We start from the raw sequence: 13,045 nt of genomic DNA on the forward strand, positions 1-13,045 counted from the left end.
ATGGATTTCAGCGTGATTCACGATAACCTGGGCTATCTGCTGTGGGGCACCTGGCCGGACGGGCCGCTGGGTGGCGCAGCGCTGACGTTGGCGATCAGTCTGATGGCCGGCGTAGCCTCGGCGGTGCTCGGTACCTTACTCGGCGTGGCGCTGGCGATGTCGCGCGGCGTGGCCGCCGGGCTGCTGGCGGCGCTGCTGGGCTTTTTCCGCGCTATTCCGGTCATCATGCTGATCTTCTGGACCTATTTCCTGCTGCCGATGGTGTTTGGCGTCGAGATCCCGGAAATCACCACCGTGGTGTGCGCGCTGGCGCTGATCGCCTCAGCCTATTTGGCCCACGCGGTGAAAGCCGGCATCGCCGCCATCGGCCCCGGCCAGTGGCAGGCCGGGCTCTCTCTGGGGCTGACCCGCTGGCAGACGCTGCGCATGATCGTGCTGCCGCAGGCGCTGCGCATGATGGTGCCGTCGTTCATCAACCAGTGGATCTCCCTGATCAAAGACACCTCGCTGGCTTATATCGTCGGCGTTGGCGAACTGACCTTCCTGGCGACTCAGGTCAACAACCGCAGCATGGTCTACCCGATGGAAGTGTTCCTGTTCGTGGCGCTGGTCTATTTTGTGTTCTGCCTGGCGCTCGACCTGCTGGCCAACGCGGTCAACCGCCGCTTCGGCGCACAAACTCGCGCGCTGAAGCGGTCCTGGCGCTGGTGGCGCAACAAACCGCCGTTGCCGGCCAGTTAATCGGCCGTCAGCCGCCAGCCGCGTTCACGCCACAGCGCGGGCAGCTGAGCCAAATCGTCGAACGTCGTCACCAGCGGGTGGTCGATCGGCGGGTTATGCGGATCGGCGCAGAAGTAAAATACCGGAATGCCGGCGGCGATCCCGGCCTGCGCGCCGGCGGGCGAGTCGTCTACCAGGAGACAGCGCGTCACCGGCACCTGCATCTGTTCGGCGGCGTGAAACACGATCGCCGGATCCGGCTTCCAGCGCTGAATGTCATAGCCGCTGAACAACCGGTCATCAAAATAGGGCAGCATGCCGGTCAGGCCGAGCGAGTGCTGCATCTTGCTGACCGGCCCATTGGAGACGGTGCAGATTGGCACCGTCACCTGCGCCAGCAACTCGCGGGCGCCGGCGATCTGCTGCAGCTCGCTGTCGAACAGCCGCGCCACTTCCTGCCGATACAGCGGTTCCAGCGTCTCTTTTGCCAGATCGGTGCCCTGCTCGGCGTTGACCCGATCGATGATCTCGTACAGTTTCACCCCTTTGTATTTCTTGAACACCTCTTCCAGCGACAGATGAATGCCGTAGTGGGCGAACATGTGCACATAGGCTTTGCTGCACAGCACTTCGCTGTCCACCAGCGTGCCGTCGCAGTCGAACAAAATGCAGTCAATCTGATTCATGCGGGACAGGTTCCTTCGGGTTAGCGCCGCTGGCGGTGCTCAGCGATCACTTGATCAGGTTACGCGCCTTGAGATCGTGCAAAATCAGCGCGGCGACATGTGAGCAATGCGGCAGATCGCGGCTGTCGCACCATCTCAGTTCGGCGATTTCGGCGGCCGGCTGCAGCTGCCCGGTAAAGCCGGCCTGGTAGCAGCGAATGCGCACCTGGGTGCCGTCCTGCTTGCCGTCTGCCGGGCCGGAGAACTCGCCGTAAAACGCGATGGAGTTCGGCTGCAGCGCGACGGTCAGCTCTTCGTCGATTTCGCGGCACAGCGCCTGTTCGTCGGTTTCACCCGCTTCGCGCTTTCCGCCAGGCATATAAAACAGCGTCTTATTGTGTGAGCGCACCAGCGCCACTTTGTCATCTTTCAGCGCGATCAACGCGAGCTTATCGATAAAGGTCGAAGACATGCGGGTTCCTGTTTCTTAACGGATGAGGAAAGAGGGGGCGATAGGCCATTTTATCGGCCGTGCCGACAAACGGCAACGCAATGGGCGGTCAGGGGATGAATGTCTGTAAATACAAGCCGTTGACACGTTTAGCCGTAAAGACGGCGAAAAAAACCGGTGTTCGGCGTCAAAAGCCCCACTTTTTGTTATAGGATAGCCGGCGACTGTCCATTCCCATTTTCGGAATTCTGATAATGACCAAACCAGTATCTGGCCTTGACGCTGAGCAAGGCTTGCTTGGGCGCGTGTTTAAACTCAAGCAACATGGCACGACGGCGCGTACGGAAACGATTGCCGGTATCACCACCTTCCTCACCATGGTGTATATCGTGTTCGTTAACCCGCAAATTTTGGGCGCGGCGGGCATGGATACCCAGGCGGTATTTGTCACCACCTGTTTGATCGCCGCCTTCGGCAGCATCTTCATGGGGCTGCTGGCGAACCTGCCGGTGGCGCTGGCGCCGGCGATGGGCTTGAACGCCTTCTTCGCCTTCGTGGTGGTCGGGGCGATGGGCATCTCCTGGCAGGTGGGCATGGGCGCCATCTTCTGGGGAGCTGTCGGCCTGCTGCTGCTGACCATTTTCCGCATTCGCTATTGGATGATCGCCAATATTCCGGTCAGCCTGCGGGTCGGCATCACCAGCGGCATCGGCCTGTTCATCGGCATGATGGGGCTGAAAAACGCCGGCATCGTAGTGGCCAACCCGGACACCCTGGTGACCATCGGTAGCCTGACCTCGCACAACGTGCTGCTGGGGGCGCTCGGCTTCTTCATCATCGCCGTGCTTTCTTCGCGTAACTTCCACGCGGCAGTGCTGGTGTCGATCGTGGTCACTACCCTGATCGGTTGGATGCTGGGCGACGTGAAATACGGCGGCCTGTTCTCGCTGCCGCCGAGCATTACCTCGGTGGTGGGCCAGGTCGACGTGGCCGGCGCGCTGAACATCGGGCTGGCCGGGGTCATCTTCTCGTTTATGCTGGTGAACCTGTTCGACTCCTCCGGTACGCTGATCGGCGTCACCGATAAAGCCGGCCTGACCGATAACCAGGGCAAGTTCCCGCGTATGAAGCAGGCCCTGTACGTAGACAGCATCAGCTCAGTGGCCGGTTCGCTGGCGGGCACTTCTTCCGTGACCGCTTACATCGAAAGCTCGTCCGGCGTCGCCGTCGGCGGCCGCACCGGTTTGACGGCGGTGGTCACCGGCCTGCTGTTCCTGCTGGTGATCTTCCTGTCGCCGCTGGCGGGCATGGTGCCGGCTTACGCCGCCGCCGGCGCGCTGATCTACGTCGGCGTGCTGATGACCTCCAGCCTGGCGCGGGTGAAGTGGGACGATCTGACCGAAGCGGTTCCGGCGTTTGTTACTGCGGTGATGATGCCGTTCAGCTTCTCGATCACCGAGGGCATCGCGCTCGGCTTTATCTCCTACTGCGTGATGAAGCTGGGTACCGGCCGCTGGCGTGAAATCAGTCCGTGCGTGGTGGTCGTGGCGCTGCTGTTCGTGCTGAAGATCGTCTTCGTCGACGGCCATTGATCGCTAAAGGGCCGACGGCGGTCGGCCCTGAATCCCTAGACGCCCGGCGTCGCATCCGGCGCCTGATCCAACACCCACTGCAATGGCCGCCTGAAGCGCGCCTGCCAGCTGCCGGCGGCATCCTCTCCCTGGGCGAAGTGCAGCGTCTGCACCTGATTCTCCTCCCCGAACAGATTGGCGAAATGTAGCGCCAGCGCCTGTTCGCTGAAGTTTTGCCGATCGTAATACGCCATCACGATTTTCTTTTGCGCCGCCAGCGACTGCTGGGCGGGTTTGATTTCGCCATGGGGGGCGATCAGCAGCGCACCGGCGTAAAACTGCGGGTATTTCGCGAGCAGGTTAGCGGCGTGCAGCGCGCCCTGGCCGCGGGCGCTGAGGTAAATCCGTTGGGGATTCAGCTTTAGCTGCGGGGCCAGCTGTTGCACCGTGCGCTGCAGGGCGGTTTGGGTGCTCTCGTCGCTGTAATTTGACCAGCGGAAGCTGTTTTCCGACAGCATCTGCGTGCCGTTGATCTCGATGTAGGCCACGCCCATTTCGCCGAACAGCAGCCGCTCCTCGGGGCTGATGGCGGCGGCTTTGCCGTAGGTATGCAGGAAGATCACCGTTGGCCAGCCTGCGGGCGGCGCTTCGCCGTCCGGCACCGCGTAGCTGGCTTTGCCTTCATACTGGCGTGCGTGCTGCAGATAGCGCGCTTTGGTGGCGGCCAAAATGGATTGGTAAGTGGCGGAGTGTTGGATGCTGTTGAAGGCGTCGTCCTCCAGCAGGTTGTAGTAGTACCACAGGCCGCGGTCGGCGCTCAGCTGCAGGTAACGCTCCGCCAGCTCGGTTTGCCCTTTCTCCGCCGACGACACCGCCAGTTGGTAGGGCGCCCAGACGTTGCGGCCGTCTTCGCGCATCAGCGTCAGGTACAGCGACATGGCGCCGAGCTTTTTATCTTCCTGGTTTTGCGCGGATCGCGACAGTTGGGCGTTGAGCGCGCTGTGCGCAGGCAGCTCCAGCGGCTCTTCACCGGCGGGATAACGCATGTCTGCGGCGAAAGCGGGACTGGTGATGGCAACAAAAAATAACGCTAAAATGAAAAAATACATGATGCTATGGCTTTAATTTCTAATGAATTGACGGACTTCATGTCCTGTTGCGGCGCCCGGCAGGCGCCGCGAGACCTTCACTCCACGCGGCGAATAAAATCGCTGAATGCGGACAGCTGGCCAGTCAGGAAATCCAGCGTTCCCTGATCGCTCAGTTCACCAGCCTGTTCATCCACCTTGCTCTGGATCACACCGCCCATAAACTCAGGCTTGTTCATTACCATCGCATCGAGGAACACCAGGATCTGGCGCAGGTGATATTGGCAGCGCGCGCCGCCGATCGGCCCCATCGAACTGGTTTGAATGGCGACCGGCTTACCGGCCAGCGGCTGATTCGGCAAGCGCGACAGCCAGTCGATGGCGTTTTTCAACCCGCCGGGCACGGAATAGTTGTATTCGGGGGTAACGATGATCACGCCGTCGGCCTGGCGGATCTGCTCGGCGATCGCCTCGACCGCGGCAGGGAAACCTTCACCCTGCTGCAGGTCGGCATCGTACAGAGGGATATCGCGGATGGAAGGCAGCGCTTCAATGGTGACGCCCTGCGGAGCCAGGCCTGGCAAGGCGCGGGCCACCATGGCGTTGTAGGAGCCTTTGCGCAGGCTGCCGAGCAGAGTGACGATTTTTAAGGCTTGGTCTGACATGGTGATTCTCCCTTTCGAATGAGCAGATTCAGCGAACAACATGGGCGAATAGTAGGCTAAAGCTCGGGTCGAGAATAGGCGATTGCTCAACATTTAGCTGTTTTTACAATTTAATGCAGAAACTCGTGCGGCAAAGACAAGTGCTGTCCGCTTTGCACCGCCTTAACCGGGCGTCGTCAGGCCCGTCAATTTGACGAAACGCGAGGACGCCGCCGGACTGCGCGGCGAGATCTCCCCGTCTTTGCGCAAACCGTGGCGCTCTTCGTAGCGCCAGCACAGCAGGCGATCCAGGCTAGGGCTGCCGGCGCACGCCCAGCTCAGGTATTCGTCGGCGTCGCTCATCACCTGAACGTCCGGCGTGGCGCTGGAACGCAGGTGGCCGGAGAAGGGGTGCAGACGCAGCGTCGATTGGCCGCTGTTGCCGAGGCCGGAAATTTTCAGCACGCTTTGCCGGATGCTCCACAGCTGAGTCTCCGCTTCCAGCCGATCGTCCTGTGCGCCGATCCAGGCGTTTTCCGCCGGCGTCTGGTGCGCGTGTTGCAACGCGCTTTGCCGGGTGCCGCGCGCGCGCATCACTTCGATATCCAGGCCGACTTTGCCTTCGTCGCTCAGCAGCACGCCCACGGTGTTGCTGGCGTAAGCGAGGCTGAAATCGGGCAGTTGATGATCGGCGAAGCAGGGGCGGCCGGTCGGGGTAGTGGCGATGGGGGGCAGCGTCGGCAGGCCGTACAGATAGAACATCATTTCGGCGAGCAAAATGCGCCCTTGCAGGTAGCGCGTGCGGCGTTTAACGGAAAAGGTGCGAGTGGCGGCAATCACTTCGTCGGAGAGTCTCTGGGTATCCAGGACGGCGGAGGCCGGGGTCCATCGGGCAAAATGACACGCCATTGTTCACTCCATTACAGAGGGTCGCTAAGAACGCAGGGGTGTTAGATTAAGACTAAGTTGAGGATTTATCATCAAAAAACACTATGCGTTTTATCCGATTTGTTGCCAATTTCAGTGATGAGCGGCGCAGGCGTTATTCCAGGATCCAGCTATCGCCGGTGGCCGGCGCGATCCCTTCCGGCAGCCATAGCCGACCCCACGCGCCGGTACAGTGGCAGCCCATGATCTTTTCCGGCTGATGCTGCTTTAAAAAACGGCGGACGCGCCAGAGGGTACGCGGAGAAGCGCAACGCAGATGAAAACCGCCAATCAAGGCGTGGATCCGATCGATCCCGGTGATTTTCTGGCAGTGGCGCACAATATTCACGATCCCGCGATGCCCGCAGCCGGTCACGATCACCAGACCGCGATCCGATTTGTAAATCAGCACTCCTTCGTCGATAACGTAATCCACCGCCGCGTTTTCCCCGGTAATCACCCCGTAGGCGCGCGGTGCGGGCACGGCGATTTCACCTGACCACATAAAGCGATCGCCGATCGCCAGCGGCGTGCGGCTGTAGTGCATGTTATGGCGCGAGTAGTCGATATCCAAAGAGAGCTTTTTGATTTTGTGGGTGTGGCCCAGCACCTTCAGCGCCGCATAGCGCTCATCGCCGACCTGCGGGTGGCAGATGATGCGGCTGTTGTCCGGCAGCCAGGCGACGCCGCCGCAGTGGTCATAGTGGCCGTGGGAGAGCACCGTCGCGGTGATGCGGGAGAGATCGACGCCCATCAGCGCCGCATTGCGCAGGAAGCTGTCGTCGGGGCCGGTGTCGAACAGTATGGAGGTCGTCTCGTCCTCAATCAGCAGGCTTAACCCGGCCTTGGCCTGCAATAGCGGGTTGGCGCCGGCGGCGCGGCGGTTTTCCAGCAATACCTTGAGGGTTAACGCCATGTTGACTCGTTCCTGAGAAAGACACCTGACCGTCCAGTATATCGCGGGCAGTTGCGGCGGCGCTGTGAGCCAGCGCGCAGAGCGAGAGCGGGAAAGAAAAACGGCCGGAACAGGGTGCCCCGGCCGTGAAGGCGTCTGGCAGCGCGTTATTTGCCGATACAGAAGCTGGAGAAGATACGGCCCAGCAGATCGTCGGAGGTGAATTCGCCGGTGATTTCGCTCAAGGCCAGCTGCGCCTGGCGCAGTTCCTCGGCCAGCAGCTCGCCCGCGTAAGCGCTCACTAACTGTTCTTTGCCCTGCACCAGATGCTGCGCCGCCAGTTCCAGCGCCTGCAGGTGGCGACGGCGCGCCAGGAAGCCGCCTTCCATGTTGCTGGTGAAGCCCATGCTCTGTTTAAGATGATCGCGCAGCACATCGACGCCTTCGCCGGTGCGGGCCGACAGGCGAATAAGCGAGTGGTTGTTCACTTCCGTCATACCCAGCGTTTCGCCGGTGATGTCGGCCTTGTTACGCACCACGGTGATCGGCAGCGTGTTCGGCAGGCGCGCCATAAACTCCGGCCAGATTTCGGCCGGCTCGGTGGCGGCGGTGGTGGTGCCGTCAACCATAAACAGCACTCTGTCGGCCTGTTCGATCTCGTTCCATGCACGTTCGATGCCGATGCGCTCCACTTCGTCGCTGGCGTCGCGCAGGCCGGCGGTGTCGATGATGTGCAGCGGCATGCCGTCGATATGGATGTGTTCGCGCAGAACGTCGCGGGTGGTGCCGGCGATATCGGTGACGATCGCCGCTTCGCGCCCGGCCAACGCATTGAGCAGGCTGGATTTACCGGCGTTAGGACGCCCGGCGATCACCACCTTCATCCCTTCGCGCAGCAGGCTGCCCTGGCGCGCTTCACCGCGCACGTTGTCCAGATCCGCCATCACGTCATTGAGCTGCGCCTCGATTTTACCGTCGGACAGGAAGTCGATTTCCTCGTCCGGGAAGTCGATCGCCGCCTCCACGTAGATTCGCAGGTGAGTGAGCGCTTCCACGAGCTGGTGGATGCGGGTGGAGAACGCGCCCTGCAGCGAGTTCATCGCCGAACGCGCCGCCTGCTCGGAGCTGGCGTCGATCAGGTCGGCGATCGCTTCGGCCTGCGCCAAATCGAGTTTGTCGTTGAGAAACGCGCGTTCGGAGAACTCGCCGGGCCGCGCGATGCGCACGTCGGGCAGAGCCAGCACGCGCTTGAGCAGCAGATCGAGGATCACCGGCCCGCCGTGGCCCTGCAGTTCCAGCACGTCTTCGCCGGTAAAGGAGTTCGGCCCCGGGAACCACAGCGCGATGCCCTGATCGAGAGTGGCACCGGCGGCGTCGCGAAACGGCAGATAGTCAGCGTAGCGCGGCTTCGGCAGCTTGCCGAGCAACGCCTGGGCGACGTCTTTGGCCTTGCTTCCGGAAATGCGCAGAATGCCGACGCCGCCGCGTCCCGGCGGGGTGGCTTGGGCTACGATGGTATCGGTGGTGCTCATAACGGTTCTCTCTGACGATTAAGATGCAAAAAGGCGGTCTAATGACCGCCTTTGGTGTGACTGCAAGGGTCGGCGCGCCGAACCCCTACAATACGCTTAGCTTTTTTTCTTGTCGCGGCTGTGCAGACCGCGTTTTTCCAGACCACGGTAAATCAGCTGCTGCTGCAGGATGGTCACCAGGTTGCTGACGATGTAGTACAGCACCAGACCGGACGGGAACCACAGGAAGAACACTGTGAAGATCACCGGCATGAAGGTCATGATTTTCTGCTGCATCGGGTCAGTCACGGTGGTCGGCGACATCTTCTGAATGAAGAACATCGTCACGCCCATCAGGATTGGCAGGATGTAGTACGGGTCTTGCGCCGACAGGTCATGGATCCACAGAGCGAACGGCGCGTGGCGCAGCTCGACCGAACCCATCAGCATGTAGTACAGCGCCAGGAAGATCGGCATCTGAATGATCAGCGGCAGACAGCCGCCGAGCGGGTTCACTTTCTCCGCCTTGTACAGCGCCATCATCTCTTGGCTCATGCGCTGTTTGTCATCGCCGATACGCTCGCGCATCGCCTGCAGTTTCGGCTGCAGCATGCGCATTTTCGCCATCGAGGTGTACTGCGCCTTGGTCAGCGGGTACATGATGCCGCGCACGATGAAGGTGATGATGATGATGGAGAAGCCCCAGTTGCCGATAAAGCCGTGGATGAACTTCAGCAGTTTGAACAGCGGCTGGGAGATAAACCACAGCCAACCGTAATCCACGGTCAGGTCCAGGTGCGGCGCCAGCTGGGCCATCTGGTCCTGCAGCTCCGGACCGACCCACAGGGTGGCGTTCAGCTGTTGCTGAGCGCCAGGCTGCACCACGACCGGCGTAGATTTGAAGCCGATGGTGGACAGGTTGTCACCCGGTTTGGCGGTGTAGAAGGTGTTGTCACCCTTGGTCGCCGGCACCCACGCGGTGGCAAAGTACTGTTGCAGCATCGCGACCCAACCGTCTTTGGTGGTGACGCTCAGGTTTTCGTCTTTGTCGAACGCGTATTTCTGGTACTTGTCTTCGCTGGACGAGTACGCCGCGCCGCGGAAGGTGTGCAGCGCGAAGTTGCTGCTGCCGGTGTCGCGGTGCTTAGGCAATTCGGTGGTCTGCTTCAGCTGGCCGAACAGGGTCAGCTCCAGAGGCGTCGCGCCTTTGTTGTCGATGCTGTAATCCACGCCGACCGCATAGTGATCGCGTTTGAGCACGAAGGTCTTGGTGTAGACCGCGCCGTCTTTATCGGTGTAGGTCAGCGGAATGCGCAGCTCGTCCTGGCCTTCCGGCAGGGTGTAGCTGTCTTGCGCCGCCTGATACAGCGGGCGTTCGCCGTTGGCCGGGTTGTCCGGGCCGTTTTTACCGGTCAGGCCGCTTTGCGCCTGATAGACGAACGACGGGGTGGTTTCCAGCAGTTGGAACGGAGTCGATGAACCCAGAGTATCCGGGTAGGCCAACAGTTTAGCCTGCTCGATATCGCCACCACGGGTGTTGATGGTCAGCGACAGCACGTCGGTGTTCACGGTAATCAGCTTACCCTGACCACTGGCTGGCACGGCCTGGCTGGCGGCATCACCGGCTACTGCGTTCGAAGTCTGTTGCGTGGTCTGTGCGGCCGGCTGCGGAGCGTTGTCCGTTTGCCATGCCTGCCAGATCATGAAAGACACGAACAGCAGAGCGATGAGGAGAAGATTGCGTTGCGAATCCATCGTTAGTGTTCTCTGTTATCGTCGGTTTTTGGCGGCACCGGATCATCGCCACCTGGGTTCAAAGGGTGGCATTTTAATACGCGTTTCAATGCTAACCAACTGCCTTTTATCATGCCAAACCTGCTTAATGCCTCAATTGCGTAATGAGAGCATGTCGGCTGGAAGCGACAACGAGGCCCTAGCAGCGGACTGATGACGAGCTGATAGGCTCGCACCAGCCCGATCAGGATGCGGGAGCCTGGCGACAGTGGCGACGCCATAATTTATCCAAAGCTTCCGTCAGCGCGCGGTTATCCAAATCCGCTATCCCCTTTTTGGCCACCACGACAAAATCCATCGCCGGTAATTCGTGCTGGCGCAGGCGGAAGCTTTCGCGGGTTAGGCGTTTGATCCGATTACGCTCGTGCGCGCGTTTGACGTGTTTTTTGGCGACGGTAAGACCGATGCGGGGATGCCCCAGCTGGTTCAGGCGGCCGAGGATGGTGATTTGCGGCGTGCCAGCCCGTTGTGGCTGCTGGAAGACGAAAGTGAAATGAGTGGGAGTTAACAAACGTAACTCCCTGGGAAAAGCGAGCTTAACCACTCAGCGGGTTAGCTTTATTACTTAGAAACAGTCAGACGAGCACGGCCTTTCGCACGACGGCGGGCCAGAACTTGACGACCATTTTTGGTGGCCATACGAGCACGGAAACCGTGGCTACGGTTGCGCTTCAATACGGACGGTTGGAAAGTGCGTTTCATAGCGATTTCTACCTAAACTTAAAATAATTACTGATCAGTAAACGCGTTTGGCTACTCGGCGTGAAGATGACCGACGCCTCAATCGCAATACATAAAGAAGCGGGATTGTAATAATTGTACAGTCCTGAGTCAATTCGCATCGCGCCAGCCTACCTGGTTGTCTGCCAATAACGGAACAAAATCCGGTCTTGGCCCGTGGTCACCGCAGAATCCTGTCTGGCTAATGACGCACCATAAGGAACCAGGTATCACACGTAGGGCGAAGATTATACGGACTCGGGGTGAAATCGCAAGGATCCCCGTGAGATCCTTTGCGCGCGATCCCAGGATCCGGCGTGGATAACAGGGTATAACCGGTTGACAATGTAAAAAACGCGGCGCAGCGGCCGGGATCTGCACGGTCGTGCGGCCGCAGCGGTGAAAAGATCGCCGCCGGCCGCGGCCTGTGGATAAAATGGATCTAATCTGTGAGGAAGGGGAGGATCTCTTGCGCGGATTGCGCTATGATCCGTCATTCCGATCGCGATCCCTCATGCCGGGATCGTGAGGGACACAAACCGTGAAAGGCGGTTCGCATCCCCCACAGGCAAACAGCCGATGCCGGGTATGTGTCAAAAATCATGAGTTATAAAAAAGTTGCCCGTTTCTTTTCTTTATTGATCTTGTTCGAGTGGAGTCCGCCGTGTCACTTTCGCTTTGGCAGCAGTGTCTTGCCCGATTGCAGGATGAGTTACCTGCCACAGAATTTAGTATGTGGATTCGCCCATTGCAGGCGGAACTGAGTGACAACACCCTGGCGCTGTACGCGCCTAACCGTTTTGTGCTGGATTGGGTTCGCGATAAGTACTTAAACAACATCAATGGTCTGCTGAATGATTTCTGCGGCACGGACGCGCCTTTGCTGCGTTTTGAAGTCGGCAGCAAGCCGATCACGCAGGTGATAAGCCAGACCGTGACCGCCAGCGTCAGCAGCGCTCCTGCGGCTCCGGCGGCGCGCACGGCCGCGCCTTCGCGCCCGAGCTGGGACAACGCGGCGGCGCAGCCCGAGCTCTCTTACCGCTCCAACGTCAACCCTAAACACACCTTCGACAACTTCGTCGAGGGTAAGTCCAACCAGCTGGCGCGCGCGGCGGCTCGCCAGGTGGCGGACAATCCGGGCGGTGCCTACAACCCTTTGTTCCTGTATGGCGGCACCGGCCTGGGTAAAACTCACCTGCTGCACGCGGTCGGCAACGGCATCATGGCGCGCAAGGCCAACGCCAAAGTGGTCTACATGCACTCGGAACGCTTCGTGCAGGACATGGTCAAAGCGTTGCAGAACAATGCCATCGAAGAGTTTAAGCGCTACTACCGTTCGGTCGACGCGCTGCTGATCGATGACATCCAATTCTTCGCCAACAAGGAGCGTTCGCAGGAAGAGTTCTTCCATACCTTTAACGCCCTGTTGGAAGGCAATCAGCAGATCATCCTGACCTCGGATCGCTACCCTAAAGAGATCAACGGAGTGGAAGATCGTCTGAAGTCCCGCTTCGGCTGGGGGCTGACGGTGGCGATCGAGCCGCCGGAGCTGGAAACCCGCGTGGCGATCCTGATGAAAAAGGCCGACGAAAACGACATTCGCCTGCCGGGCGAAGTGGCGTTCTTCATCGCCAAGCGCCTGCGTTCCAACGTGCGTGAGCTCGAAGGGGCGCTGAACCGCGTGATCGCCAACGCCAACTTTACCGGCCGGGCCATCACCATTGATTTCGTGCGCGAAGCGCTGCGCGATCTGCTGGCGCTGCAGGAAAAGCTGGTCACCATCGACAATATTCAAAAGACGGTGGCGGAGTATTACAAGATTAAAGTCGCGGATTTGCTGTCCAAGCGGCGTTCGCGATCCGTTGCCCGCCCGCGCCAGATGGCGATGGCGCTGGCGAAGGAACTCACCAACCACAGCCTGCCGGAAATCGGCGATGCGTTTGGTGGCCGCGACCATACCACGGTGTTGCACGCCTGCCGGAAGATCGAGCAGCTGCGTGAGGAAAGTCACGACATCAAAGAAGATTTCTCCAATTTAATCAGAACATTATCTTCATAG

The 13,045-nt window shown here is 60.0% G+C and carries 14 protein-coding genes; 3 read left to right on the forward strand and 11 right to left on the reverse strand.

What is annotated here, in order from left to right; translation table 11 throughout:
- Positions 1-741 carry an amino acid ABC transporter permease gene (locus ATE40_RS20845; RefSeq protein ID WP_019455484.1) on the forward strand — a complete coding sequence of 247 codons (741 nt, stop codon included), beginning with the start codon at positions 1-3 and terminating at the stop codon, positions 739-741.
- On the opposite strand, the gene yieH is transcribed toward ATE40_RS20845, so the two are convergent.
- Both yieH and ATE40_RS20855 read right to left on the reverse strand, forming a co-directional pair.
- Positions 738-1,406 (reverse strand): 6-phosphogluconate phosphatase, encoded by a 669-nt coding sequence (gene yieH, locus ATE40_RS20850; RefSeq protein ID WP_019455485.1) that lies wholly within the window; start codon positions 1,404-1,406, stop codon positions 738-740. The two genes, ATE40_RS20845 and yieH, sit on opposite strands and share 4 nt — an antisense overlap.
- Before the next feature lie 46 nt (positions 1,407-1,452).
- Complete coding sequence (locus ATE40_RS20855; protein WP_019455486.1) at positions 1,453-1,857, reverse strand: NUDIX hydrolase; 405 nt, start codon at positions 1,855-1,857, stop codon at positions 1,453-1,455.
- Between the two features lie 233 nt (positions 1,858-2,090).
- On the opposite strand from ATE40_RS20855, the gene ATE40_RS20860 reads away from it, so the two are divergent.
- Positions 2,091-3,428 carry an NCS2 family permease gene (locus ATE40_RS20860; RefSeq protein ID WP_004933851.1) on the forward strand — a complete coding sequence of 446 codons (1,338 nt, stop codon included), beginning with the start codon at positions 2,091-2,093 and terminating at the stop codon, positions 3,426-3,428.
- Positions 3,429-3,463: 35 nt separating this feature from the next.
- On the opposite strand, the gene ATE40_RS20865 is transcribed toward ATE40_RS20860, so the two are convergent.
- The 9 genes from ATE40_RS20865 to rpmH all read right to left on the reverse strand — a co-directional run bounded on the left by ATE40_RS20865 (position 3,464) and on the right by rpmH (position 10,968).
- Positions 3,464-4,516, reverse strand: coding sequence for an alpha/beta hydrolase (locus ATE40_RS20865; protein ID WP_063918281.1), 1,053 nt, complete (start codon positions 4,514-4,516; stop codon positions 3,464-3,466).
- A gap of 77 nt (positions 4,517-4,593) precedes the next feature.
- Positions 4,594-5,160 carry an NADPH-dependent FMN reductase gene (locus ATE40_RS20870; RefSeq protein ID WP_019455489.1) on the reverse strand — a complete coding sequence of 189 codons (567 nt, stop codon included), beginning with the start codon at positions 5,158-5,160 and terminating at the stop codon, positions 4,594-4,596.
- A 162-nt stretch (positions 5,161-5,322) separates the two neighbouring features.
- The gene (locus ATE40_RS20875) at positions 5,323-6,048 is read right to left on the reverse strand and encodes a 4'-phosphopantetheinyl transferase family protein (protein ID WP_019455490.1); all 726 of its coding nucleotides are present in this window, start codon (positions 6,046-6,048) and stop codon (positions 5,323-5,325) included.
- 133 nt (positions 6,049-6,181) lie between these two features.
- Positions 6,182-6,982 (reverse strand): MBL fold metallo-hydrolase, encoded by an 801-nt coding sequence (locus ATE40_RS20880; protein ID WP_063918280.1) that lies wholly within the window; start codon positions 6,980-6,982, stop codon positions 6,182-6,184.
- Between the two features lie 146 nt (positions 6,983-7,128).
- Entirely contained in the window at positions 7,129-8,493 is a 1,365-nt protein-coding gene (gene mnmE, locus ATE40_RS20885) for a tRNA uridine-5-carboxymethylaminomethyl(34) synthesis GTPase MnmE (RefSeq protein ID WP_063918279.1), read from the reverse strand.
- A gap of 96 nt (positions 8,494-8,589) precedes the next feature.
- Positions 8,590-10,227: a membrane protein insertase YidC gene (gene yidC, locus ATE40_RS20890; protein WP_019455493.1), complete on the reverse strand. Its 1,638-nt coding sequence runs from the start codon at positions 10,225-10,227 to the stop codon at positions 8,590-8,592.
- A 2-nt stretch (positions 10,228-10,229) separates the two neighbouring features.
- Complete coding sequence (gene yidD / locus ATE40_RS24400) at positions 10,230-10,487, reverse strand: membrane protein insertion efficiency factor YidD (protein WP_004933881.1); 258 nt, start codon at positions 10,485-10,487, stop codon at positions 10,230-10,232.
- Positions 10,451-10,810, reverse strand: coding sequence for a ribonuclease P protein component (rnpA, locus tag ATE40_RS20895; RefSeq protein WP_004933883.1), 360 nt, complete (start codon positions 10,808-10,810; stop codon positions 10,451-10,453). The genes yidD and rnpA overlap by 37 nt, the downstream gene beginning before the upstream one ends.
- 17 nt (positions 10,811-10,827) lie before the next feature.
- Positions 10,828-10,968, reverse strand: coding sequence for a 50S ribosomal protein L34 (rpmH, locus tag ATE40_RS24405; protein WP_000831330.1), 141 nt, complete (start codon positions 10,966-10,968; stop codon positions 10,828-10,830).
- 682 nt (positions 10,969-11,650) lie between these two features.
- Here rpmH and dnaA point away from each other — a divergent pair.
- Positions 11,651-13,045, forward strand: coding sequence for a chromosomal replication initiator protein DnaA (dnaA, locus tag ATE40_RS20900; RefSeq protein WP_004933889.1), 1,395 nt, complete (start codon positions 11,651-11,653; stop codon positions 13,043-13,045).

The sequence above is a fragment of the Serratia surfactantfaciens genome, assembly GCF_001642805.2.
Classification (GTDB): domain Bacteria; phylum Pseudomonadota; class Gammaproteobacteria; order Enterobacterales; family Enterobacteriaceae; genus Serratia; species Serratia surfactantfaciens.

Excerpts from the sequence above, each read along its gene's own strand:
- ATE40_RS20845 (WP_019455484.1), top strand. The coding sequence starts at position 1 with ATGGATTTCAGCGTGATTCACGATAACCTGGGCTATCTGCTGTGGGGC.
- yieH (WP_019455485.1), bottom strand. The coding sequence starts at position 1,406 with ATGAATCAGATTGACTGCATTTTGTTCGACTGCGACGGCACGCTGGTG.
- ATE40_RS20855 (WP_019455486.1), bottom strand. The coding sequence starts at position 1,857 with ATGTCTTCGACCTTTATCGATAAGCTCGCGTTGATCGCGCTGAAAGAT.
- ATE40_RS20860 (WP_004933851.1), top strand. The coding sequence starts at position 2,091 with ATGACCAAACCAGTATCTGGCCTTGACGCTGAGCAAGGCTTGCTTGGG.
- ATE40_RS20865 (WP_063918281.1), bottom strand. The coding sequence starts at position 4,516 with ATGTATTTTTTCATTTTAGCGTTATTTTTTGTTGCCATCACCAGTCCC.
- ATE40_RS20870 (WP_019455489.1), bottom strand. The coding sequence starts at position 5,160 with ATGTCAGACCAAGCCTTAAAAATCGTCACTCTGCTCGGCAGCCTGCGC.
- ATE40_RS20875 (WP_019455490.1), bottom strand. The coding sequence starts at position 6,048 with ATGGCGTGTCATTTTGCCCGATGGACCCCGGCCTCCGCCGTCCTGGAT.
- ATE40_RS20880 (WP_063918280.1), bottom strand. The coding sequence starts at position 6,982 with ATGGCGTTAACCCTCAAGGTATTGCTGGAAAACCGCCGCGCCGCCGGC.
- mnmE (WP_063918279.1), bottom strand. The coding sequence starts at position 8,493 with ATGAGCACCACCGATACCATCGTAGCCCAAGCCACCCCGCCGGGACGC.
- yidC (WP_019455493.1), bottom strand. The coding sequence starts at position 10,227 with ATGGATTCGCAACGCAATCTTCTCCTCATCGCTCTGCTGTTCGTGTCT.
- yidD (WP_004933881.1), bottom strand. The coding sequence starts at position 10,487 with ATGGCGTCGCCACTGTCGCCAGGCTCCCGCATCCTGATCGGGCTGGTG.
- rpmH (WP_000831330.1), bottom strand. The coding sequence starts at position 10,968 with ATGAAACGCACTTTCCAACCGTCCGTATTGAAGCGCAACCGTAGCCAC.